This window comes from Sinorhizobium medicae (genome assembly GCF_007827695.1).
In the GTDB taxonomy this organism is placed as follows: Bacteria; Pseudomonadota; Alphaproteobacteria; order Rhizobiales; family Rhizobiaceae; genus Sinorhizobium; species Sinorhizobium medicae.
On record NZ_VITA01000009.1, the window covers coordinates 1 to 22841 of the forward strand.

Sequence of the window (22841 nt, forward strand, 5' to 3'; positions counted from 1 at the left end):
AGCTCAACGAGCTCCAGCAGCTCCGCATCGTCGACCTGGTCGACCTTGTTCAGGAACACGACAATCGCCGGAACGCCGACCTGGCGGGCCAGCAGAATGTGTTCGCGCGTCTGCGGCATCGGGCCGTCGGCAGCCGAAACAACCAGGATCGCGCCGTCCATCTGCGCCGCACCGGTGATCATGTTCTTGACGTAGTCGGCGTGGCCGGGGCAGTCGACATGCGCATAGTGACGGTTCGGCGTCTCGTATTCGACGTGCGCCGTCGAAATGGTGATACCGCGGGCCTTTTCTTCCGGCGCAGCGTCGATCTGGTCGTACGCCTTGAACTCGCCGAAATACTTCGTGATCGCTGCCGTCAGCGACGTCTTGCCATGGTCAACGTGGCCAATCGTGCCAATGTTGACGTGCGGCTTATTGCGCTCAAATTTGCTCTTTGCCATGGGTACGCTTCCTGTGGTCAAATCGGATGGATCAGCCGGCGGGGCCGGTTTGTCGAGCCGTTTAAGGGTTTCGTCGCATTTGCGCAAGACTTAATTGCGTACGCCGGAACGGCAAGGCCCGACCGCTTTCGAAGGGCGGCTGCAAGGGGCACCGGACGCACGGCCGTCGCAAGCCTGTGGGGCGGAAACCAGAGGATAAACAGACGCATGCGGCGCGGAGTTAAAGCGCGGCAGAATTTTTATCTTGTTCTTGAGAAAGAGGCTGGAGCGGGTAGCGGGAATCGAACCCGCGTATTCAGCTTGGAAGGCTGCTGCTCTACCATTGAGCTATACCCGCGGGCCTTCGATCCAGAAGCAGAATGGTGGAGGGAGTTGGATTTGAACCAACGTAGGCTGAGCCAACGGATTTACAGTCCGTCCCCTTTAACCACTCGGGCATCCCTCCATTTTTCTGTCGGGATCAATCGACCAAGCATTTGAGATCGCGAAGGAACCGGCGCCGTTTGTCGCCGCCTCTCGATCTGCGCCGGGTATATGACCGCCTGCATTCATCCTGTCAACACGGCGAATTCGAAAATTTGAGAATTTCTCCACAGCCGGCTGCGACGGCGATATTCCGAAATCAGTTTCAACCCGTATCGAAGCCAACTATAAGAGCCGCATGAGCAAGGACAAAACGGGCGACAAGAGCGCCAGAGACACCCATTATGCAAATCTCCGGCGGGCGCATCGAGACGGCCGCCGCGAACGCGGGGAAATCCCGACGCCGCGCCAGGACAAGCGCGGCAAGCCTTCTGCCGACTGGAAGCCGCCGGCACTCGCCCCCGATCAGGTGCTGCTCTATGGCCTGCACACGGTCCGCGCCGCCCTCGACAATCCGGAACGGCGGATCATCCGGCTCTCGGTCACACAGAACGCCGCAGCGCGCCTTGATCTCGGCGACTCGGCGGCGCTTCCCTTTCCGGTCGAGACCGTGACGCCGCAGGAGCTCGATCGGATTCTCGGACCAGACGCCATCCACCAGGGCGTGATGCTGGAGACGCGGCCGCTGCCGCACCGCAAGCTCGAGGCGCTTCGCGACTGCCCCCTGATCCTCGTCCTCGATCAGGTGACCGATCCCCACAATGTTGGAGCGATCATGCGTTCGGCGGTTGCATTCGACGCCGGCGCCCTCATTACGACGATGCGCCATAGTCCCACCGAATCGGGCGTATTGGCGAAATCGGCCTCCGGCGCGCTGGAACTCATCCCTTACATCCAGATCAGCAATCTCGCCGATACGATCGACGAGCTCCACGCCCTCGGCTTCATGACGATCGGCCTCGATTCGGAGGGGCCACAGCCGCTCGAAGGTACATTCGCAGGCGACAAGATCGCGCTCGTGCTCGGCTCGGAAGGCAAGGGTTTGCGGCAGAAAACGCGGCAGACGGTCAAGGCGCTCGCCCGTCTCGACATGCCCGGTGCAATCAAATCGCTGAATGTGTCGAATGCCGCCGCGATCGCCATGTATGCGGCGAGACATCATCTCAAGGGATAGGAGCCGGTGGGACGATCGTTGCCGCAAGCCCGGCCGTCGGACAGCCGTCCCGCAATCTTTTCCATGTCGTGACGTTGAGGTCCATTTCGCAACGCGCGAGGTAGGAGATATCGCCGATGCGGATGCAGGTCGTCTGGCCGAGTTCGTATTTGCCTCCGTCGCGGTGGCGGCAGGTGCATCGCCGGTCCGGCGCAGACGCAGAAACACCTTCGGCAGCCAGAGCGACAGCCGCGAGCGACAACGCCAGAAACCGCAGGGCGCGCACGCGTTTCATGCCAACAGAATAGCGCAATTTCGATCCAACCCAAAACGGAGAATGCCGGCTGATTGCTCAGCCGGCATCCTCCGCAACGAACGGCACAAAGCGCCGGTCGAATTCCTGGGGGTTCAGCATTCGTGGAATGACTGAAACGCTCCACCCTTTGTTGCCCGTATCTCCGGATGGAAAACCGCTATGCGCTTTTCCTGGAATTGCTTAGCTTGCGAGCTTGAAAACGTTCCCCTCAGCGATCGTCTTTTCGGCTTCCGCGATAGCGAACTGCTTCTGATCGGCGCCGAGGTTCAGACCCTCTGCGCGGATGAACTCGATGTCCGTTATGCCGAAGAAGCCAAAGACCGAGCGCAGGTAGGTTTCCTGGTGATCCATGGCGGAGGCCGGCGCCACGGAATAGTGACCGCCACCGGTCGAGGCCACGATCACCTTCTTGCCCTTGGCCAGGCCTTCCGCTCCGGCTTCGCTATAGCGAAAGGTCTTGCCGGCGACCGCCAGACGGTCAATCCAGGCCTTGAGCTGGCTAGGGATCGAGAAGTTGTACATCGGCGCACCGACGACAACCGTTTCAGCGGCGAGGAATTCCTCGAGCATCTGACGTCCGATGCGCACGTCAGCGGCAAGATCCGGATCCACTCCTTCCAGATCGGCAGGCGCCATGATCTGAGCGCCCGTCAGGTGCGGAACGCGCTCGGATGCGAGATCCCTATAGGTGATGTCAGCGTCGGGTCGGTCCGCCTTGATCTGCGATACGATCGCTGCCGTCAGGCGGCGGGAGACGGAGTGTTCGCCGAGAATGCCGGAGTCGATATGAAGGATTTTCATGGGAAGCACCTTTGCTTTCGTTGCGGTGCATCACATATGATCTGCAAACAATCCCTCGATAAGTCAGTGAATCTTCGACATTCCGTTTCCTCAGGGAAACAATTCCGCTTATACCCCACACATGGTGGCTTGGGCTCGATGGCAGCTGTCACGATAATGGACGCGCCAGAACCCGCACGACCTTCCATATCATCCAGGAGGCATTCATGCAGGACCTGAACGACATCGCGCTTTTCGCTGCGGTCGTCAAGAACAATGGTTTCAGCGCCGCTGCGCGCGATCTGAACGTGCCGAAATCCAAGCTCAGCAAGCATGTCGCGCGCCTTGAGGAGCAATTGGGTGTTCGCCTGCTCGAGCGTTCGACCCGCAAGCTTAGGATGACCGAAATCGGCCGGATCTTCTACGAACACGCTCAGGGGCTGCTCGACGGCGTGGCCGCAGCCGAAGCCGAGATCGCGGCCGTTCGCGCCGAGCCGACCGGCGTCGTCCGGCTGGCCTGCCCGATCGGCTTCACGCCGATGCTCGCCGATATCCTGCCCGCCTTCCACCGCAGATATCCGGGCGTCCGGCTTTTGATCACAGCCACCAATCGGCGCATCGATCTGATCGAGGAACGGATAGACGTCGCCCTGCGCGCACGCGACCAGCTCGACACGGACAATCAGCTGATCGTGCGAAAGTTCGGGGAAGTGCGCCAGCGACTCGCCGCCAGTCCGACGCTTCTCGCACGCCTCGGCGAAATCACCACCGATAAACTGTCGCAAATGCCGACGCTGTCGATGAACGAGCAGAACCCCAATGACATTTGGCGCCTCGTGCACGCAACCGGGGGAACGATCGAGATCGCTCACCGGCCAGTCATAGGCTGCAGCGATTTTCTCATCCTGGAGCGCGCTGCCATCGAAGGTATGGGGATAGCCCTGCTCCCCGACCATATCTGCGAGCGGGCCTTCCGTAGCGGCGCCCTCGTTCCGGTCCTGCCGGAGTGGACCTCCGGCAATGTCATGGTCCACCTGGTCTTTCCCTCGCGCCACGGGCTGCTGCCCGCGACCCGCGCCCTGATCGACTATCTGGCGGAAAACCTGATCAAGGCGCTGGAGCGGTGCCGCGAGGTGGAGCCGCCGCGGCCGGCGGCATCGTTCGAGATCTGATGCGGACGCCGGTTGCTCCGGGGGTATGCCTGTAAAGCGCGGTGACATCGGGAGTTTTGTTCGCGGTCAAAAACGATCCCTCAGACCTTGCCGCCATCACGGACGAGGGATGTCTGTCTGCCCCATGCTGAGGGGACGGGATATGGAGTGGTCATGATGCCCTACCCTGATTGTCGGGTCAGAGCAGAGCCTTTGGACCGGTCAGGCGCGTTCAGTGCGGCCGGGCTTAGGCTTCGCCGGCGGTTTGATCTCAAGGTTCTTCGGTAGCGGCTTCGACGAGCACCGCAGATGCACCTCGCGTGCGAAAAGCCGACGCGCATCCTCTCGTTCTGCGTCGGCCGCGGCCGCGATCGGAATGCCGAACGGCCCAAGCAGCAGACCGGAAGCAAGGCCGATTGCCATGCGCGATCCGACCTTGTTGTCGAATTCCAATGCCTTCAGCCGGATTTCTTTGCACTCGGCCGTGTTGTATTTCGGATCGTCATGCGGCAGTTGTGCTGCATATCGGTCAGGCGTGGTTGTGCAGCCGGCAAGCACGAGGCCGACGGCGGCGATCATGAAAATGCGCATATTTCCCCCAGCGGTTTTACAATCCCCAGATGCAACCTAAAGCATGCCTTGGCGATCGGCGAAAGGCCCCCGCTATTCTGTCCCCAATACAACTTCCAGCGCCGCCAGCCGCAGGAACTGCAACTCGCCGGTCTCGCACCCCAGGCTTTGTGGTTAAAGCCGGCGCTTAGGACCGGTTTGGGGCGGAACACATAGGGGCTCGGAGCTCGCTCAGAGGAAGATCTGCACCAGCCGAAAGATCCATCGTCCGACATGTCCGACAAAAGAGCGTCGGAAAAGTCGGATCGTATGTCGGAAGAAAAGTGGGAAACTTAGTGAAACCGTGGCGCCGCAAGGCGTTGATGGTGCCCCCAGAGAGACTCGAACTCCCGACCTACTGATTACAAATCAGCCGCTCTACCAACTGAGCTATAAGGGCATGTTAGTGCGGGAGTTACCATATTCTTCCTCGGTGTAAAGCAAAAATACGGCTTCTCCCAATTTTTCGGATGCGTTCAGGCCGAGGCCGTGCCAGAAAAAGCGAGCTTGGCGTCCAGAGCTGAGCGCTGCCTTACCGGACGACGATGAAGTATCCCTGCCCTGTAACGACGGACTGAGTTCATGGCCCGCAAGTTCAACTCACTCGCCTTCATCGCATCACCGGCAGAGGAAGCGCAGAAGGCGGCCGAGGATCTCCGGGCGATCTATGGAGATCACGATGCGGAAAAGGCCGATGTGATCGTCGCGCTCGGCGGCGACGGATTCATGCTGCACACGCTGCACAAAACGATGAACACAGGCAAGCTCGTATACGGCATGAACCGCGGCTCGGTCGGGTTCCTGATGAATCGCTACAGCACCGACAACCTGCATCAGCGCATCTCCAATGCGGACGAGAACGCATTTCATCCCCTCGAGATGCGCACCACGGACGTTTCCGGCGAGAAATTCACGGCGCTTGCGATCAACGAAGTTTACCTGTTCCGCCAATCGTACCAGGCCGCAAAGCTGAAGGTCATTGTCGACGGCAAGACGCGCCTTGACGAATTGACTTGTGACGGACTGCTTCTCGCGACCCCTGCCGGCTCCACGGCCTATAACCTTTCCGCGCATGGACCGATCCTGCCGCTGGAAGCGCCGCTTCTCGCGCTGACGCCGGTCAGTCCCTTCCGGCCGCGCCGCTGGCGCGGTGCGCTATTGCCCAATCATGTCACTGTGGACATCGAAATTCTGGAAGCCGACAAGCGCCCGGTCAACGCCGTCGCAGATCACCAGGAGGTCAAGTCCGTCGTCAACGTGCGCATCGCCGAATCCGAGAAGCTTACTGCGCGCATCCTTTCGGATCCGGACCATTCCTGGTCCGATCGCATCCTGGCCGAGCAGTTTTCCAATTGAAATCACGCGTTGCATGCCGATATGATGTGGTTCCGAACGGTAGCATGCCTTACGATCCCGACGCCCGGTTGCGAAGGATATCCGGAATGTTTAGGGCCCTGCTCATAGTGCTTTGCCTGACCCTGCCTGCGAGCGGGCTCTCAGCCCAGGAAAACGACCTGCTGCCGCCAAATGTGATATTCGTGACGAGCACTGGCTTTTGGGAAGAGTCCGGAGGCGCGCTGCAACGGGACGCCGACAGCAATCAGGATGCCGGCGAGAAATCTGCGATACCGGGCGGGCAGCGCGGCTACTACAAGCTGATTGCCCTGCGGCAGTCGGACGGGACCGCGCAAATCCATCTGCAGCAGATCGCCTCAAGCCCCACAGGCCCCGAGGTGGTTTCTTCCGCGGAACTCGAGGAATTCACAGCGCTGAAACCTTATGTCACCGACATCCGCCCCGAAACATCGACGGGGATCACGCCGCAGCCCGGAATGTTCGCGACCGTTTATCTTAAGACCGATCCGGGCGCGACGGAGCCAGAGTCCTGGACGGTGCTGATCGACGAGCTCGGAGACATCAAGATCGAGCGGGCCACAAACTGAAATCCAGATCAGTCTTGTAGAGCGCCCCCGCCTCGTCCTTCACGCCCACACTCGTGTCATTTCCAACGCAAACGCGGCGCACGGCGCCGCGTTTGCGCGTCGGATAAAAACATCAACTCAAATCGTCGACCGCCGCATCCGCCCCACCGCTTACGCGATGCGCAAGGGCTGCCTCCATGAACTCGCTCAGTTCACCGTCCAGCACGTCGCCCGGGCTTGTGCTTTCGACGCCTGTCCTCAAGTCCTTCACGAGCTGGTAGGGCTGCAGGACGTAGGAGCGGATCTGGTGACCCCAGCCGATCTCGGTCTTCGATGCCGCCTCGGCGTTGGCCGCCTCCTCGCGCTTCTTCAGTTCGGCCTCGTAAAGCCGCGCACGGAGCATGTCCCATGCCTTGGCGCGGTTCTTATGCTGTGAGCGTTCCTGCTGGCACTGCACCACGATGCCGCTCGGCATATGCGTGATGCGCACGGCCGAATCGGTCGTGTTGACGTGCTGACCGCCGGCGCCGGAGGAGCGGTAGGTATCGATCCTGCAATCGCTTTCATTGATGTCGACCTGGATCGATTCGTCCACCACGGGATAGACCCAGATGGACGAGAAGGACGTATGACGGCGCGCATTGCTGTCATAGGGGGAAATGCGGACCAGCCGGTGCACGCCCGATTCCGTCTTCAGCCAGCCATAGGCATTGTGGCCCTTGACCAGGAGCGTTGCGGACTTGATGCCGGCCTCTTCCCCATCCTGGATTTCCATGAGCTCGACCTTGTAGCCCTGGCGCTCGGCCCATCGCGTATACATGCGAAGCAGCATGTTGGCCCAGTCCTGGCTTTCCGTGCCACCGGCGCCCGAATGGACTTCGACATAGGTATCGTTCTGGTCGGCCTCCCCGGAGAGCATGGCCTCCACCTGCTTTTTAGCTGCGTCGTTGCGCAGTTGGCGGAGCGCTTCCTCGGCCTCCGAGACGATTGCCGAATCGCCTTCCTCTTCGCCGAGTTCGATGAGCTCGATGTTGTCGTTGAGCTGCTGCTCGAACCGACGCAGGCCACTGATGCCATCGTCGAGCTGCTGGCGCTCCCGCATCAGTTTCTGTGCCTCTGCCGCGTCGTTCCAGAGCGACGGGTCTTCGGCCTTGTTGTTCAACCAGTCCAGTCGTCTTACCGCCTGATCCCAGTCAAAGATGCCTCCTCAGCAGGCTTATGGCCTGCTTGATTTCGTCGACGATGTTCTCGATTTCGCTGCGCATGGTCCTGCTTCTTGGGTGGTTTTTCGAAACGTGTCGGTCAAATAGCGATGCCCGCCGCCGATGTAAAGGCGACGGGCATCATGTTGGTTCGTGCAGATCTTGCTCCCGAAGCCGGTATCCACTTTCGGGCGACATGCATCTGGAAGGAGGGAATCAGAACAGGCCGTTGGAGCCGGAGGTTACGGCCTGGTTGGCCTGCGGAGAGCTCCTCAATATCTCTTCCGGCGGTGCATACTCGTCCAGGTCGCCAATGACGGAGAAGGTGTCCGCAGGGCCGGTGCCCGGCTTGAAGGCTTCGATAATCGTATCCGGCTCGCCCTCGACGGCCGCCATGCCGGTCTTACGGTTGACGGGAATGAGGCTCATGCCTTCGGGAACCACGAATTTGCCGGGACGCGTCCCCTCCACGGCGTTCTGCATGAAGGTGTTGAAGATCGGCGCTGCCAGGCCCCCGCCCGTCGCTCCGCGACCGAGCGGAGCCGGTTCGTCGAATCCGAGATAGAGCCCCGCAACGAGATCCGGCGTATAGCCCACGAACCAGGCGTCCTTCTCGTCATTGGTGGTGCCGGTCTTGCCCGCGACGGGACGGTCCAGCTTGATCTTGCCCGCTGCCGTCCCGCGTGCGACCACGCCTTCCATCATGGAGGTGATCTGATAGGAGGTCATCGGATCGAGGACCTGTTCGCGCTTGTCGATCAGCTCCGGCTCTTCCTGCTCCGCCCAGTCGCCGGCATTGCAGTTTTCGCAAGCGCGATCCTCGTGGCGGAAAATGGTTTTGCCGTAGCGATCCTGGATGCGGTCGATCAGCGACGGCTTGATCTGCTTGCCGCCATTGGCGATGACGGCATAGGCGGAGACGAGACGCAGAACGGTCGTTTCGCCGGAGCCGAGCGACATTGCAAGAAGCGGCGCCATCTTGTCGTAGATCCCGAAACGTTCGGCATATTCGGCGACGATGTTCATCCCCAGGTCGTTGGCGAGCCGTACCGTCATCAGGTTACGCGATTTCTCGATGCCGAGACGCAACGTCGAAGGTCCGGCAGAACCGCCGCCATAGTTCTCGGGCCGCCAGACCTGGCCGCCGGCAACGATCTCGATCGGCGCATCCAGAATGACCGATGCCGGCGTATAGCCGTTGTCGAGGGCCGCAGCGTAGACGAAGGGCTTGAAAGCGGAGCCGGGCTGGCGCATTGCCTGGGTTGCACGGTTGAATTCGGATTGCCCATAGGAGAACCCGCCGACCATAGCCAGCACGCGGCCGGTATGCGGATCCATTGCGACCAGCCCACCCTGCACTTTCGGCGGCTGGCGCAGCCGATACTCGCTCGCCTCTTCCAACGGCTCGACATAGATAACGTCGCCCGGTCCGACGACCCCTTCCGGCGATTTTGCGGTCTTGCGCTTTCCGCCTGCGGAGCGATAGGCCCACTGCATGTTCTTCGCCGCGATACGCCCGGTCACCCGTTCCGCCACGATCTTGCCCGAGGCCTCCTTGTCCGGCTGGATACCGATTTCGGCGCCTTCGCTATCCACCGAAAGGACAACCGCCAGTTTCCATTCCGGCACGTCGCTGAGCCTCGGAATCTTGCTCAGCGGCTCTCCCCAGTCGCCGCCGATCTCGATCGTTTTTACAGGACCGTGAAAGCCACGCCGCTCGTCATAGCTCAAAAGCCCGGCCTGCAACGCCTTGCGTGCCGAGATCTGCAGCCGTGGATCCAAAGACGTGCGCACGGAAAGCCCGCCCTCGTAAAGCGCCTTGTCACCGTATTTCTGAATGATCTGCCGACGCACCTCCTCGGCAAAGAAGTCGGAAGCAAAAAGGTGTGCACCGCCGCGGCGGGGCGAGACGCCGAGCGGCTGCTGTTTTGCCTCTTCGCCGTCGGCCTTGGTGACATAGCCGTTTTCGACCATGCGATCTATGACCCAGTTGCGACGCTCGATCGCAGCCTCGACGTTACGGTACGGGTGATAATTGGCCGGTCCCTTGGGCAGGGCCGCCAGATAGGCGGTCTCGGCTATCGTCAGTTCGGTTACGGACTTGTCGAAATAGGTCAGCGCCGCCCCTGCTATGCCGTAGGAATTGAGGCCGAAGAAAATCTCGTTGAGATAAAGTTCGAGAATCCGGTCCTTGCTGTAGGCCTGTTCGATGCGGAAGGAGAGGATCGCTTCCTTGATCTTGCGCTCATATGTCTGGTCGGAACTCAGAAGGAAGTTCTTGGCGACCTGCTGGGTAATCGTCGATGCACCGACCGGGCGCCGGCCGGAGCCGAGATTCTGCAGATTGACGGCAATGGCGCGCGCCAGACCGGTCACGTCGATGCCGGGATGCCGGTAGAAATTCTTGTCCTCCGCCGAGATGAATGCAGCCTTGACGCGATCGGGTATCGCCTGGATCGGCAGATACAAGCGGCGCTCACGTGCATATTCGGCCATCAATGCACCGTTGCCGGCATGAAAGCGCGTCGTCACCGGAGGCGAATAATTGGCCAGCACCTCGTAATCCGGCAGGTCCTTCGTTACGGCGCCGAGATAAACGGCGACGGCCGCGGCAGCGCCAAGCAGCAGAAACGCACCAATGCCGAAAAAATATCCAATCAGTCTGATCATCAGTCAGGTACCGGTATCTTATTATCGTCCCTTTGCAGGATCGTGTCCGTAAGCTCATGGTCCGCGAACGAAGTCGACCCCGCCAAACTCTTTCAAAAGAAATCGTCTGGTATTTGCAGTTGCACGCATCCGGGCTTCTCATATGGTGAGGAAGCGGAAGCATCAACACTGTTTCCCAACAAATCGGGACGCCCTTCCCTAAGGGGCCCGGATTGTGAGCAAAATAGGGCTGTGTACGGGTTATTCAGTGCGCATCTCGCTGAAAAGCTTATCGCTGTTACCCTGCCGACACAAATCACTTCACTGGGGAGGGACGACGAAAAGCGTGTAAAGCTCTTCATCCCAACGTGCTCTAACGTATTGTATCCGTCATATTCATGATCTCAGGCCCTTCCGGCACGGGATCGGATCGGCGGCTAAAAACACCGTGCGCCTTCAACCGCCGTTTGCAACCGCGGTGTTTCGATAGCTCTGTACGGCGGCGGCAAGCAGCGCGGACACCTTCTTTCGCCATTCCGGATCGAGCAGTTGCTTCTCATCTTCCTTGTTGGACATGAAGCCGAGCTCGAGCAGCACCGAGGGCACGTCCGGTGCCTGCAGGACCCGAAATCCCGCATGGCGGTGCGGGTTGTTGATCAGCTTGATCTGCCCTTCGAACGAAGCGATGACGCTTCGCGCGAGATTGACCGAAAAGGCCTGCGTTTCGCGACGGGTGAGATCGATGAGGATGTCGGCGACTTCGGCCGGTTCGCTTTCAAGCGGTATCCCGGCGATCTCGTCGGACAGGTTTTCGCGCGCGGCGAGATCGGCGGCAAGGTGATCGGACGCCTTGTCGGAAATCGTGTAGACCGTTGCACCTCGAATGTCCCTTTGCTTCAAAGTGTCGGCATGCAGGGAAATGAACAGGCTGGATCCTCGCTGACGCGCGATCTGCACGCGTTGAGGCAAGGAAAGAAACTCGTCGCGTTCCCGCGTCAGGAACGCTTCGATGCCAGGCTCTCGATTGAGCGTTTCCACCAGTTCTTTTGCGAAGGCCAGTGTGACGTGTTTCTCTTCGGTTTTCGTGACGCTGCCGATTGCGCCGGTATCGATGCCGCCATGGCCGGCGTCTATGGCAATCACGAAAGCATCAGCCTTGGCGGGTGCTGCGGCCGGCCTGTCGGTTTTGACGGCGCGCACCGTGCCCGTCCACTTCTGCTCTGCGAGGATCTTGTCGAAGCGGTCCTGGCCTATCCTCTCGGCGTCGAGCACGAGGCGAAATCCCTTTCCATCCTCCATCGGCTTCACTTCCGCATGAGTCAATTCCGTCGGCTCCTTGGCGGAGAGCACAAGCCGTGAGGCCCCTGCGCCCATTCCTCCATAGCGGATGGCGTCGAACAGCCCGCGGGGCTCCAGGCTCTCGGGCTTAAGCCCGAAGGAGGTTTCCGGCAGGTCCACGATGATGCGGACGGGATTGGCTACGTAGTGGACCGAAAAGACCGGTTCGCGATCGAACTCGATCACCAGCCGCGTGCGGGCATCATCGCCGGCGATCCGCGCCGCGTAGGCAAGGAGAGGCACCGGCTCGCCGGCGTGCACGCCCACGACCGGCAGCAGGAGAAACAAAACGGCAGCGACCAGCCTGCGCAAACCGCAATGGCGGGCGATCATCCGCATGGAATACAGCTGATTTGCCGAACGCTTCACTTGAACCCCGCATCCTTTCGTTCAAAGTACCGGCAAAGGGCTCTCCGGCACAGCTTACCTTCTCTTCGACCAATGAACCCTCAGGGTTAACCAAAGCTTGACACGGGCCCCGCCGCATCGTCGCTCCACAACCGCGATTTCGACCTGAAGATCTGGCTACACCCGCGCAAGCGAATCGATCAATATTGTGGCGGCAAAGGCTTTTCCCTTGCCAATGTGACATGGAAAACATAAAAGCGTGACAAGGAGAAAGTGTTGACGGGATAGAAACGTCGGCCGGGCAGCCGGAGCTTTTAGACGAGCTTGGCGCCAGGGAGTGATCGAGCCGGTCCAACCGGTTGCAACCGTATCAAGCTTCCTCGGCCGCAGGTGTTCATCCGCCGTCGCCGCATTTCCTCCCCCGTATACTGGTTCGCAAATTTCCGGCGGTGGCCGGAGTTCTTGATGGTGATTTTCACCGGATGCCCGCAAGCGGGCGCATTCATCGGGCCTCTTCCAGAGGTCCAGGACATTGGCATTCTTGTTTGGTCTTTGATGTGACTCAGCAGTATCGGTCAGAAACAGGGCGGCCCCGGGACTCTCAGTTTCCGGCTGCCGTCTCGCTGCTGCACCATCGCCTGCGCCAAACAGGACCTTTTATATCCGGCGCAGCCTCCGACGTGTTCGACAGCCTTCTTGAAAAAGGCTCTTTATCTGTCGTGACGCCGCGCCGAGGAGCACAGCTTAGATGGCAGAGAAAATGCTTATCGATGCGTCTCACTCAGAGGAGACGCGCGTCGTTGTCGTACGCGGAAACCGCATAGAAGAATTCGATTTCGAATCGGAACATAAAAAGCAGATCCGCGGCAATATTTACCTGGCCAAGGTAACAAGAGTGGAGCCGTCGCTCCAGGCAGCTTTCGTCGACTACGGCGGCAATCGCCACGGATTTCTGGCCTTCGCCGAGATCCATCCCGACTATTATCAGATCCCCCTCGCCGATCGTCAGGCCCTGTTGAAAGCGGAAGCGGAAGAAGCGCGCCGCGAAGACGACATCGAGCCGATGGAGACCTCGGCCGAACGGAAATCTGCGTCTTCTACCGATTCGGTGGCCGAAGTGGTGGCACAGGCCGAAGCCGCCGAGGCGGCCGGAGAGGCCGCTGAGGCGCAAGCCGCTGCGGAGAAGCCCAAGGCCAAGCCGAAGCGTACACGCCGTGCGAAGCCGAAGGCAAGCGAGGAGACCGCGGCGAGCCAGGAGTCGGAGGCGCCTGAAGGTGGCCCGTCTGAAGACGGCGAAAGCGACAAGAGCGAAATGGCCGCGATCGTCGAAACCGACTCGATCTCCGAGGATGTCGACGCGCGCCGCCAGCGCGACGACGACGATGACGACGACAATCACGACGGCGAAAAGGAAATCATCGAATCCGTCGGCGCCGAAGACGCCATGGAAGAGGTGGCGGAGCGCCAGTTCCGCAAACCGCGCAAGCAGTACCGGATTCAGGAAGTGATCAAGCGTCGGCAGATCCTGCTGGTGCAGGTCGCGAAAGAAGAACGCGGCAACAAGGGTGCGGCACTCACGACCTATCTTTCGCTCGCCGGCCGCTACTCCGTGCTCATGCCGAACACGGCGCGCGGTGGCGGCATCTCTCGCAAGATCACCAACCTGCAGGACCGCAAGCGCCTGAAGGAGATCGCCCGCGGCCTCGACGTGCCGCAGGGCATGGGTGTGATCCTGCGCACCGCCGGAGCCAATCGCACCAAAGTCGAGATCAAGCGTGATTTCGAATATCTCATGCGTCTGTGGGAGAACGTCCGGACGCTGACCCTGAACTCGACGGCCCCCTGCCTTGTTTACGAGGAGGGCAGCCTGATCAAGCGATCGATCCGCGACCTCTACAACAAGGACATAAGCGAAATCGTCGTCTCGGGCGAGGAAGGCTACAAGGAAGCCAAGGGCTTCATGAAGATGCTGATGCCCAGCCACGCGAAGGTCGTGCAGCCCTATCGCGACGTTCACCCGATCTTCTCGCGCTCCGGCATCGAAGCGCAACTCGACCGCATGCTGCAGCCGCAGGTGACGTTGAAGTCGGGCGGCTACATCATCATCAATCAGACCGAAGCGCTGGTTTCCATCGACGTGAACTCCGGTCGTTCGACGCGGGAGCATTCGATCGAGGACACTGCTCTCCAGACGAACCTCGAGGCAGCCGAGGAAGTAGCGCGGCAATTGCGCCTGCGCGACCTCGCCGGCCTCATCGTGATCGACTTCATCGACATGGAAGAGAAGCGGAACAACCGCTCGGTCGAGAAGAAGCTCAAGGATTGCCTCAAGAACGATCGCGCCCGCATCCAGGTCGGCCGGATCTCGCATTTCGGCCTGCTCGAAATGTCTCGCCAGCGAATCCGTGCCTCGGTGCTGGAAAGCACGATGCAAACCTGCCCGCACTGCAACGGCACGGGCCACATTCGTTCGCAATCCTCTGTCGCTTTGCATGTGCTGCGCGGCATCGAGGAACACCTGCTCAAGAACACCACGCATGACATCAGCGTAAGAACGACCCCCGACATCGCGCTCTATCTGCTCAATCAGAAACGCAGCTCGATTACGGACTATGAACAGCGCTTCGGTGTTTCAATCTTCATTGAAGCGGACGCCCATGTCGGCGCCCAACACTTCGCGATCGATCGCGGTGAACCGGTCGAAAATCCGGTCAGGATCGACCAGATTCTGCAGTTCGAGCCGGAACCGGAGGAAGAAGAAGAAGAAGAAGAGGTCCTGATCGAAGAAGAACTCGACGACGAGGAAGCGGAAGAGACCGCTGCCGAGCATCAGGACCAACAGAAGGGGCAGCCCGACGATCAGGGCGGCCGCAAGCGCAAGCGCCGCCGCCGCCGGCGCGGCAAGGGCGCGGGTCAGGGAGCGGACGCAGTTTCCGCAGAGTCTGCCGATGCGGCTGAAGACGAGGCCGGCGACGAGGCCGCCGCGGACGACGCCGAGGATGAACTCGACGCTGCGGACTCCCTGAATGGCGATAGTGAGCAGAAGCGCAAGCGTCGCCGGCGTGGCAAGCGCGGCGGACGCCGCAATCGTCAGGAAGAACTGGCTGGTTCCGAAGGCGAAACCGGCGCGACGGCAGAAACCGTCGAAGAGCCTGGTGAAGAGTCCGTCGACAGTACTGCAGCAGAGATTCCAGCAGTCTCTGCGGCTGAGGAAGCGCCGGCCGACGTCGCTGCTGCTGCCGCCGTCGAGGGAGTGGCCGAAGAGCCGAAGCCGGCCAAACCGCGCCGCAGCCGTAAGAAAACGACCAAGACCGAGGAACCGGCGGTGAATGCCGACGAGGTCGCCGAAAAGGTGGTCGAGGCTCAGCCGGAACCCGCAGAGCCTGCGCCTCAAATAGTCGAGGAAGCAGTCGAGGAAGCGGTCGAGGACCTCGAAGGCGCCAAGCCCGCGCGCTCAAATCGAGACCTGTCGGCGATCGCATCCAAGCCGGTCGTGACGTCCAGCAAAGGCGAGAGCGAAGAAGAGCCGACAAAGCCCAAAAAGGGCGGCTGGTGGCAGCGCCGCGGTTTCTTCTGAGATACGCCGCTCGTCAAGAGCCGGTGCGAGGAGCTGCCCCCTCATCCGCCTGCCGGCACCTTCTCCCCGCAAGCGGGGCGAAGGGCACAAGCGGCACTCTCCTGGCCTTGCACACCGGCTGTATAGTCGCGGCGAGCGGGCGACAGGAGTTCTTTCTCCCCATCATGATGGGGAGAGGGTCGCGACAGCGGGATGTGGGCGGCGAGAGACCCAATCGCTTTCGCGGTTGAAGGATCAGCCATCGGACCCTCTACCCCAGCCATCGCGCGATGCGGTTCATCGCCTCCTCCATATCGGCACCGGAGCCTGCATAGGAGAAGCGCATTGTACGATGCCCTTCGATGGGGTCGAAGTCGAAGCCGGGCGTTGCCGCAACGTTGATCTCGGCCAGCATCCGCCGGGCGAAAGCCATGCTGTCATTGGTGAAACGGCTGACATCCGCATAAGCGTAAAATGCGCCGTCCATCGGCGAGGCGATCGAAAAGCCGATCTGCGGCAGCCGGTCGAGCAGCAATGCGCGGTTGGCGGCATAAGCGCGCTTGTACCCGTCGAGCTCCTCATTGGCGCCGAGAGCCGCCTCCGCGGCAATCTGCGACAGCTCGGGCGGGGAAATATAGAGGCTCTGCGCAATACGTTCAAAGGCGCGCACCCGCGCCTCGGGCAGAACCATCCAGCCAATACGCCAGCCGGTCATGCAGTAGTACTTCGAGAAGGAGTTGATCACGATCGCGTCGCCGGCGACTTCGAGCGCCGTCGTCTCCTCCCCGTCGAAAGTCAAGCCGTGATAGATCTCGTCGGAAATGAAGGCGATGGCGTTGTGGCGGCAATAGTCGGCGAGAGCCTTCAGCCGCGCTTTACCGGTGACTGTTCCCGTCGGATTTGCGGGGCTTGCGAGAAGCACGCCCTTCAGGGGTTTTCCGTCACGCGCTGCGGCGCGCTCGAGGCTTTCAGGCGTCAGGGTGAAGCCGGAATCGGCATCGGCTTCGATCTCGACCACGACGAGCCCGAGGGCTGCCATGATGTTGCGATAGGCAGGATAGCCTGGTCGGGCGATGGCCACGCGGTCGCCCGGATCGAACAAAGCGAGGAAGGCGAGATTGAAGCCTGCCGACGATCCGGTGGTCGCGGCAATTCGCTGCGGATCAAGCGACAGACCATGGCGCCTGTGGTAATGCGCGGCAATCGCCCTCTTCAACGAAACCGTTCCCAAAGCGTCCGTATAGCCGAGCCGACCATGACCGAGCGCCTCCCTTGCTGCATCGAGCGCGGCTTTCGGCGCCGGATGCGCCGGCTGGCCGATGGCCATGGATATGACCGGGTGACCGGCATCACGCCGCCGCGTGGCCTCCGCCAGCACATCCATGGCGTGGAACGGCTCGACTTCGCTGCGTTTCGACATTTGCACCAAATGACTGGTCCTTTCGGCTTTGTTGACGCCCTTTGCCCCATTGCTCGCCGCTTCACAAGTCTACGAACGCCGCAATTCGGCCGACTTTGCCGTTTCGTGTCCGTGTTACGCCCCCTATGGTTCAACCAATCGAAGCGGGCCGGACTTGTCGTCGCCTCCAAACTGGCGCATTGAACAGTGCGCACGAAACCGATGACAGACAGAGAACAGCAGACCACGAGGAAAGAATGACGCTCAAGATGAAGATGATTGCCACAGCATCCGTGATAGCGCTTGCTGCCGGCGTGGTCCTGCCCGCTCCCGCGGCGGCACTCGATGCCAAGCAGAAGGAAGAATTCGGCGCCTTCATCAAGGAGTATCTGCTCGCCAATCCGGAGATTATGCTGGAAGTGCAGGAGGCGCTGTCCGCCAAGCAGCGGGCAAAGCAGCAGGAATCCGCCCAGGCGGCAATCGCCGGCAACAGCGAGGCGATCTTCAACTCCACCCACGACATAGCTCTCGGCAATCCGAACGGCGACGTGACGATCGTCGAGTTCTTCGATTACAATTGCGGCTATTGCAAGCGCGCTCTGTCCGACATGGACGCCATCCTCGCTGAGGACAAGAATGTCCGCTTCGTTCTCAAGGAGCTTCCCATTCTCGGACCCGAGTCGCTGGCGGCCCACAAGGTCAGCGCCGCCTTCCGCACGGTAGCACCGGAGAAATACGGCGATTTCCACCGAGCGCTGCTCGGGTCGGAGGAGCGGGCGACTGAGGAAACCGCGATCGCCGTTGCCGCCAAGCTTGGCGTAACGGAGGAGCAATTGCGCGAGAAAATGGAAGACGGGTCGTATGACGCTTCCATGCGGGAGGCCTATTCGCTTGCCAGCGACCTCGGCATTACGGGCACGCCTTCCTATGTCATCGGCAATGAGGCGGTGTTCGGCGCCGTCGGCGCGCCGGAGATCGAAGAGAAGGTCGCCAACATGCGGGCCTGCGGCAAGACCGTCTGCTGACGTCGTGCCATCTCGGCGGAGGCGTTCGTTGTCAAAACAGAGCGAGACTTGTGGACAAATCCCACGGGGACTCAGGGGGCTTTTCCTTAGGGGACCATCAGTCTATAGGTAACCCTCGATTACCCTATAGGTAACCCTCCATCACCGGAATCCCTTATGGCTTCGACTATCTTTGTGCTGAACGGCCCAAACCTGAACGCGCTCGGCAAACGCGAACCGGGTATCTATGGCGGCAAGACGCTTGCCGACATAGAGGCCATGTGCAAGGCGGAGGCAAAGCTCCTGGGGTTTGATATCGACTTCCGCCAGTCGAATCATGAGGGCACGCTGGTCGACTGGTTACACGAAGCTGGCGAAAAATCCGTCGGCATCGCGATCAACCCAGCCGCCTACGGACACACCTCTATCGCCATGCACGATGCCATTCGTGCGATTACTGTCCCGGTGGTGGAACTGCATCTTTCGAATATTCACGCGCGCGAGGAATTCCGGCATAAGTCGATGATCGCGCCAGCCGTCAAAGGCGTTATCTGCGGCTTCGGCGCTCAGAGTTACATTCTGGCGCTGCATGCGTTAAAGAACCTGACGGAAAAATCCAAATAAGAAGAACACGAGGCTCACATCCCATGGCTGAAAAGAAACCGGGTATCGATCAGGCGCTGATTCGTGATCTCGCCAATATCCTCAACGACACCGACCTGACTGAGATCGAAGTGGAGCAGGACGATCTGCGCATCCGCGTTTCGCGGAACGGCACGCCTGTCGCGATGTCGATGCCGGCGATGCCTGCCTACCAGGTGCCGCCCGCCGCCACCGGCGGCCAGTCCGCCCCTGCAGCCCAGTCTGCCTCCGAAGGCGGCCACAACGCCAAGAACGCGGTGACGGCGCCCATGGTCGGCACCGCCTATCTCGCCCCGGCTCCAGGCTCCCGCCCCTTCATTGAAGTCGGCGCAACGGTCAAGGAAGGCCAGACGATCCTGATCATCGAAGCCATGAAGACGATGAACCAGATTCCGGCTCCCCGCTCCGGCAAGATAACGGAAATTCTCGTGCAGGACGCGGCCCCGGTCGAATATGGCGAACCCCTGATCGTGATCGAGTAAGGCACGGTGGCGATGATCTCAAAAATCCTCATTGCCAATCGCGGCGAAATCGCTCTGCGCGTGCTGCGCGCGTGCAAGGAGCTTGGCATTGCGACCGTAGCCGTGCACTCGACGGCCGACAGCAACGCCATGCATGTCCGGCTCGCCGACGAGAGCGTCTGCATCGGTCCGCCGCCTTCTCGCGACAGCTATCTGAACATCCATCAGATCGTTGCCGCTTGCGAAATCACCGGCGCGGATGCGGTGCATCCGGGCTACGGCTTCCTCTCGGAAAACGCCAAGTTTGCCGAGATCCTCGAGGCACACGGCATCACCTTCATTGGCCCGACCGCCGAGCACATCCGTCTCATGGGCGACAAGATCACCGCCAAGAAGACCGCGGAAGAACTCGGCATACCAGTCGTTCCGGGGTCCGACGGTGAAGTGAAGCCGGAGAATGCGCTGGAAATTGCCCGCCAGATAGGATTTCCCGTACTGATCAAGGCGACGGCCGGCGGCGGCGGCCGCGGCATGAAAGTCGCCCGCACCGAAGCCGAACTCGAAAATGCGGTTGCGACGGCACGCTCCGAGGCCGCAGCAGCGTTCGGCAATGATGCCGTCTACATGGAAAAATTCCTCGGCAAGCCACGCCACATCGAAATCCAGGTCGTCGGCGACGGCGAAGGCAATGCGATCCATCTGGGTGAGCGCGACTGCTCGCTGCAGCGCCGCCACCAGAAGGTCTGGGAGGAAGCAAACTCTCCGGCGCTCAACGTCGAACAGCGCATGAACATCGGCCAGATCTGCGCCGAAGCGATGCAAAAGCTGAAATATCGCGGTGCGGGCACGGTCGAGTTTCTCTATGAAAACGGAGAGTTCTACTTCATCGAGATGAACACGCGCCTGCAGGTCGAGCACCCGATCACGGAAGCGATCACCGGTATCGATCTCGTGCACGAACAGATTCGCGTGGCATCCGGCGCCGGCCTCTCGGCCAAGCAGGAGGATATCGTCTTCTCCGGTCACGCCATCGAATGCCGCATCAATGCCGAGGATCCGCGTACCTTCGTCCCCTCCCCGGGCACGATAACGCATTTCCACGCTCCGGGCGGTCTTGGCGTACGCGTCGACAGCGGCGCCTATCAGGGCTATCGGATACCCCCTTATTACGACAGTCTGATCGGCAAGCTGATCGTTCACGGCCGGACCCGTGTCGAGTGCATGATGCGGCTGCGCCGCGTGCTTGACGAATTTGTCATCGACGGGATCAAGACAACGCTTCCCCTTTTTCAAGACCTGATCAACAATCAGGATATCGCAAACGGCGATTATGATATCCATTGGCTGGAGCACCATCTGGCCACAACGTCCGCATAGGATACGCCATTGAAGGAGACGCGCAGCAAACAACCGGATATCACGCCGGACATGTTGTTGCGCGCCTACTCGATCGGCCTCTTTCCCATGGCGGATTCAGCCGACGACCCGGAACTTTTCTGGGTCGAGCCGGAAATCCGCGGCATTATTCCGCTGGACCGATTTCACGTCTCGCGCAGCCTTGCCAAGGTGATACGCAGGCGTCCCTTCGACATTCGCTTCGATACGGCCTTCTCCGAAGTCATCGAAGGGTGCGCGCAGCGCGCACCGGACAGGCCGACGACCTGGATCAACGACACGATCCGCGCGCTCTATGCGGCGCTGCATAAAATGGGCCATGCGCATAGTGTCGAAGCCTGGGAGGGAGATACGCTTGTGGGCGGTCTCTATGGCGTTTCGCTCGGCGCCGCCTTTTTCGGCGAGAGCATGTTCTCGCGGCGCACAGATGCTTCCAAGATCTGCCTGGTTCATCTGGTCCAGCGTTTGAGATCGAAAGGCTTTCAACTCCTCGACACGCAGTTCACGACAGAACACCTGAAGTCTTTCGGCGCCGTCGATGTGCCGAAGGTCGAGTACGAGGTCCTGCTCGCGAAAGCCATAGCTTCGCCGAATCTGGATTTTTGAAGGGCATCGCCGCCACATTATGACCTTGCCACACCATGCATAGGGCGCGGCCTCGTCTTCGGCAAGGACTTCACCCTCTCAATTATTCGATTCGCATCCGTGGCAGGGAGGCGTTCTTCAGATGAATTTCGTCGCCCGCAAGGACCAATTGGAAGAGATCAAGTCGGGCTTGCCGAGCGTCACCGAAATGGTTCGCTTCGATTCGGGTAAAGCCTATGCGGACTTCCAGGAGGGCGACAAGGTCGCGGCTTACGGTACGGCCGATTTGATCGCAGCCGGAGCGGGTGCGAAGATTGCGGCGAAAGCCGGCCTTCTGGTGATTGCACTCGCCTTGCTGAAAAAGGGCGGTTTCCTGATCGTGGTCGCCGACGTCGCTATCGCACAGTTTCTAAGAGGGCTGCTCGGTCGAAAGACACCCACCCGCCGCCTGACAGAAATCAAATCAAATCCGCGGTTAGGATCTATTGTTTCTCTGCCGTGTCCGGCGGCGGAACTTCGGACGTCGTCTTGCAGGACTGCAGCCAGACGTCATAGACGGGGTGCTCGACGGCATTCAGGCCGGGGCTGTCCGCAAACATCCAACCGGTAAAAATACGGCGGATCTTTCGGTCGAGGGTGATCTCGTCGACTTCCACGAAGGTGGTCGTCTTCGGCGCTTCTGTTTCGTCCCGGCTGTAGCAGACGCGCGGAGTTACCTGCAGAGCGCCGAACTGCACCGTTTCACCGATATAGACGTCAAAGCTGGTAATACGGCCGGTGATCTTGTCGATGCCCGAGAACACCGCGACGGCATTGGGAAGGCGGGCCGCCTGCGCGGGCTCTGTGGTTGAAACCACCGGAGCGGCGAGGAGAAGGGCAATGGCCGCAAGCCGGGCCCCCCGGCCAAACAAATCCCCCAGACTGAACCCCGCCATTACCGACAATCCCCCGCACATTACTTTTCAGCTTGGATGGACTTCAGGCGCTAAACCCGAAATGTGGCTGCGCCGTGATCGTTACAATCCGTTAGACCGGGACGCGGGCGGAAAACCGCACGCACTTTTCCTTATCCCGCTCTGGCAGCGATACGATGCCTGATGCAGCCCCGCTGCATAGCTCAGGAGCGCGGCGTCCAGGCGTCGTAATCGCCAGTCACACGCGGGCGCTTGCCGGTGCCGGCGATCGAACCCTTCGGACGATAAGCATAGGGCGTACCGGTCGGATTGGCCCGGTGCGGCTTCTGCCACTCACGGGCGACATAATTCTCATCGGCGGGCGCGACATCGGTGCGATGGTGCATCCAGCCGTGCCAACCCGGAGGAATGGCGGAGGCCTCGGCAGGACCATTATAGATCACCCAACGCCGCGTCCGGCCTTCGGAATCCTTGCCGCCCTGATAATAGACATTACCGAACTCGTCTTCGCCGACGCGCTGACCGTGGCGCCAGGTATGAAAGCGGGTACCGATCGTCTGTCCGTTCCACCAGGTGAAAATCTGCAGCAGGAGCTTCATATGCCTCGTCCTTTA

20 protein-coding genes, 3 tRNA genes and 1 pseudogene are annotated in these 22841 nt (G+C 60.5%); 11 read left to right on the forward strand and 13 right to left on the reverse strand.

Annotated features, from left to right (window positions below; genetic code table 11):
* The 3 genes from FB009_RS16500 to FB009_RS16510 all read right to left on the reverse strand — a co-directional run.
* Positions 1–440 (reverse strand): GTP-binding protein (locus FB009_RS16500; RefSeq protein ID WP_145161685.1); only part of this gene is annotated, 440 nt, incomplete at its 3' end.
* A gap of 263 nt (positions 441–703) precedes the next feature.
* Positions 704–777: transfer RNA gene (locus tag FB009_RS16505), tRNA-Gly, on the reverse strand.
* Between the two features lie 23 nt (positions 778–800).
* Positions 801–885: transfer RNA gene (locus FB009_RS16510), tRNA-Tyr, on the reverse strand.
* Between the two features lie 216 nt (positions 886–1101).
* Between FB009_RS16510 and FB009_RS16515 the strand changes: the two genes are divergently transcribed.
* Positions 1102–1977 (forward strand): TrmH family RNA methyltransferase, encoded by an 876-nt coding sequence (locus tag FB009_RS16515; RefSeq protein WP_011975157.1) that lies wholly within the window; start codon positions 1102–1104, stop codon positions 1975–1977.
* Here the strand turns inward: FB009_RS16515 and FB009_RS16520 are convergent.
* Together FB009_RS16520 and FB009_RS16525 are read right to left on the reverse strand one after the other, a co-directional pair.
* Positions 1967–2251: a hypothetical protein gene (locus FB009_RS16520; protein ID WP_011975156.1), complete on the reverse strand. Its 285-nt coding sequence runs from the start codon at positions 2249–2251 to the stop codon at positions 1967–1969. The genes FB009_RS16515 and FB009_RS16520 overlap by 11 nt on opposite strands.
* Positions 2252–2452: 201 nt before the next feature.
* Positions 2453–3073, reverse strand: coding sequence for an FMN-dependent NADH-azoreductase (locus FB009_RS16525; protein ID WP_102045559.1), 621 nt, complete (start codon positions 3071–3073; stop codon positions 2453–2455).
* Positions 3074–3279: 206 nt separating this feature from the next.
* Here FB009_RS16525 and FB009_RS16530 point away from each other — a divergent pair, with 206 nt between their 5' ends.
* Complete coding sequence (locus tag FB009_RS16530; protein WP_011975154.1) at positions 3280–4224, forward strand: LysR family transcriptional regulator; 945 nt, start codon at positions 3280–3282, stop codon at positions 4222–4224.
* Between the two features lie 201 nt (positions 4225–4425).
* Here FB009_RS16530 and FB009_RS16535 read toward each other — a convergent pair whose 3' ends face one another.
* Together FB009_RS16535 and FB009_RS16540 are read right to left on the reverse strand one after the other, a co-directional pair.
* A complete protein-coding gene (locus FB009_RS16535; protein ID WP_011975153.1) occupies positions 4426–4794 on the reverse strand; it encodes a hypothetical protein in 369 nt (122 codons plus the stop codon).
* 342 nt (positions 4795–5136) lie between these two features.
* A tRNA-Thr gene (locus tag FB009_RS16540) sits at positions 5137–5212 on the reverse strand.
* Between the two features lie 182 nt (positions 5213–5394).
* On the opposite strand from FB009_RS16540, the gene FB009_RS16545 reads away from it, so the two are divergent.
* Positions 5395–6168, forward strand: coding sequence for an NAD kinase (locus tag FB009_RS16545; protein ID WP_011975152.1), 774 nt, complete (start codon positions 5395–5397; stop codon positions 6166–6168).
* Positions 6169–6254: 86 nt separating this feature from the next.
* Positions 6255–6755, forward strand: coding sequence for a hypothetical protein (locus FB009_RS16550; protein ID WP_011975151.1), 501 nt, complete (start codon positions 6255–6257; stop codon positions 6753–6755).
* 112 nt (positions 6756–6867) lie between these two features.
* Here the strand turns inward: FB009_RS16550 and prfB are convergent.
* The 3 genes from prfB to FB009_RS16565 form a co-directional block, all read right to left on the reverse strand.
* Positions 6868–7999, reverse strand: a protein-coding gene (gene prfB / locus FB009_RS16555; protein ID WP_101777569.1) for a peptide chain release factor 2 whose coding sequence is annotated in 2 segments (ribosomal slippage) — positions 6868–7929 and positions 7931–7999 — 1131 coding nt in all. Because the reading frame shifts where the segments join, the coding sequence is not laid out codon by codon here.
* 153 nt (positions 8000–8152) lie between these two features.
* Entirely contained in the window at positions 8153–10606 is a 2454-nt protein-coding gene (locus FB009_RS16560; protein WP_011975149.1) for a penicillin-binding protein 1A, read from the reverse strand.
* 435 nt (positions 10607–11041) lie between these two features.
* Positions 11042–12262, reverse strand: coding sequence for an N-acetylmuramoyl-L-alanine amidase (locus FB009_RS16565; protein WP_024311641.1), 1221 nt, complete (start codon positions 12260–12262; stop codon positions 11042–11044).
* A gap of 757 nt (positions 12263–13019) precedes the next feature.
* On the opposite strand from FB009_RS16565, the gene FB009_RS16575 reads away from it, so the two are divergent.
* Positions 13020–15848, forward strand: a complete 2829-nt coding sequence (locus FB009_RS16575) for an Rne/Rng family ribonuclease (protein WP_024311642.1) — start codon at positions 13020–13022, stop codon at positions 15846–15848.
* A gap of 250 nt (positions 15849–16098) precedes the next feature.
* Here the strand turns inward: FB009_RS16575 and FB009_RS16580 are convergent, their stop codons facing one another.
* Positions 16099–17256, reverse strand: a complete 1158-nt coding sequence (locus FB009_RS16580; RefSeq protein ID WP_024311643.1) for a pyridoxal phosphate-dependent aminotransferase — start codon at positions 17254–17256, stop codon at positions 16099–16101.
* Positions 17257–17483: 227 nt separating this feature from the next.
* Here FB009_RS16580 and FB009_RS16585 point away from each other — a divergent pair, with 227 nt between their 5' ends.
* From FB009_RS16585 to FB009_RS33160, 6 genes and pseudogenes are all read left to right on the forward strand, one after another.
* Entirely contained in the window at positions 17484–18251 is a 768-nt protein-coding gene (locus tag FB009_RS16585; RefSeq protein WP_011975145.1) for a DsbA family protein, read from the forward strand.
* 156 nt (positions 18252–18407) lie between these two features.
* A complete protein-coding gene (gene aroQ / locus FB009_RS16590) occupies positions 18408–18854 on the forward strand; it encodes a type II 3-dehydroquinate dehydratase (protein WP_011975144.1) in 447 nt (148 codons plus the stop codon).
* A gap of 23 nt (positions 18855–18877) precedes the next feature.
* The gene (gene accB / locus FB009_RS16595; protein WP_011975143.1) at positions 18878–19354 is read left to right on the forward strand and encodes an acetyl-CoA carboxylase biotin carboxyl carrier protein; all 477 of its coding nucleotides are present in this window, start codon (positions 18878–18880) and stop codon (positions 19352–19354) included.
* Positions 19355–19366: 12 nt separating this feature from the next.
* Positions 19367–20710 (forward strand): acetyl-CoA carboxylase biotin carboxylase subunit, encoded by a 1344-nt coding sequence (gene accC, locus FB009_RS16600; RefSeq protein WP_011975142.1) that lies wholly within the window; start codon positions 19367–19369, stop codon positions 20708–20710.
* 9 nt (positions 20711–20719) lie between these two features.
* Entirely contained in the window at positions 20720–21334 is a 615-nt protein-coding gene (aat, locus tag FB009_RS16605) for a leucyl/phenylalanyl-tRNA--protein transferase (protein ID WP_011975141.1), read from the forward strand.
* 121 nt (positions 21335–21455) lie between these two features.
* A pseudogene (locus FB009_RS33160) lies at positions 21456–21641 on the forward strand (DUF2167 domain-containing protein); the annotation flags it as partial.
* 154 nt (positions 21642–21795) lie between these two features.
* Here the strand turns inward: FB009_RS33160 and FB009_RS16615 are convergent.
* Together FB009_RS16615 and FB009_RS16620 are read right to left on the reverse strand one after the other, a co-directional pair.
* Positions 21796–22248, reverse strand: coding sequence for a DUF2155 domain-containing protein (locus FB009_RS16615; RefSeq protein WP_102045561.1), 453 nt, complete (start codon positions 22246–22248; stop codon positions 21796–21798).
* 182 nt (positions 22249–22430) lie between these two features.
* Positions 22431–22826 (reverse strand): NADH:ubiquinone oxidoreductase subunit NDUFA12, encoded by a 396-nt coding sequence (locus FB009_RS16620; RefSeq protein ID WP_011975139.1) that lies wholly within the window; start codon positions 22824–22826, stop codon positions 22431–22433.
* Positions 22827–22841 lie beyond the last annotated feature (15 nt).

Coding starts and splice junctions, on each gene's coding strand:
- FB009_RS16545 (WP_011975152.1), top strand. CDS start 5,395: ATGGCCCGCAAGTTCAACTCACTCGCCTTCATCGCATCACCGGCAGAG.
- accC (WP_011975142.1), top strand. CDS start 19,367: ATGATCTCAAAAATCCTCATTGCCAATCGCGGCGAAATCGCTCTGCGC.
- FB009_RS16575 (WP_024311642.1), top strand. CDS start 13,020: ATGGCAGAGAAAATGCTTATCGATGCGTCTCACTCAGAGGAGACGCGC.
- FB009_RS16585 (WP_011975145.1), top strand. CDS start 17,484: ATGACGCTCAAGATGAAGATGATTGCCACAGCATCCGTGATAGCGCTT.
- FB009_RS16535 (WP_011975153.1), bottom strand. CDS start 4,794: ATGCGCATTTTCATGATCGCCGCCGTCGGCCTCGTGCTTGCCGGCTGC.
- FB009_RS16525 (WP_102045559.1), bottom strand. CDS start 3,073: ATGAAAATCCTTCATATCGACTCCGGCATTCTCGGCGAACACTCCGTC.
- accB (WP_011975143.1), top strand. CDS start 18,878: ATGGCTGAAAAGAAACCGGGTATCGATCAGGCGCTGATTCGTGATCTC.
- FB009_RS16565 (WP_024311641.1), bottom strand. CDS start 12,262: ATGCGGATGATCGCCCGCCATTGCGGTTTGCGCAGGCTGGTCGCTGCC.
- FB009_RS16550 (WP_011975151.1), top strand. CDS start 6,255: ATGTTTAGGGCCCTGCTCATAGTGCTTTGCCTGACCCTGCCTGCGAGC.
- FB009_RS16530 (WP_011975154.1), top strand. CDS start 3,280: ATGCAGGACCTGAACGACATCGCGCTTTTCGCTGCGGTCGTCAAGAAC.
- aroQ (WP_011975144.1), top strand. CDS start 18,408: ATGGCTTCGACTATCTTTGTGCTGAACGGCCCAAACCTGAACGCGCTC.
- FB009_RS16515 (WP_011975157.1), top strand. CDS start 1,102: ATGAGCAAGGACAAAACGGGCGACAAGAGCGCCAGAGACACCCATTAT.
- FB009_RS16520 (WP_011975156.1), bottom strand. CDS start 2,251: ATGAAACGCGTGCGCGCCCTGCGGTTTCTGGCGTTGTCGCTCGCGGCT.
- FB009_RS16615 (WP_102045561.1), bottom strand. CDS start 22,248: ATGGCGGGGTTCAGTCTGGGGGATTTGTTTGGCCGGGGGGCCCGGCTT.
- FB009_RS16560 (WP_011975149.1), bottom strand. CDS start 10,606: ATGATCAGACTGATTGGATATTTTTTCGGCATTGGTGCGTTTCTGCTG.
- FB009_RS16620 (WP_011975139.1), bottom strand. CDS start 22,826: ATGAAGCTCCTGCTGCAGATTTTCACCTGGTGGAACGGACAGACGATC.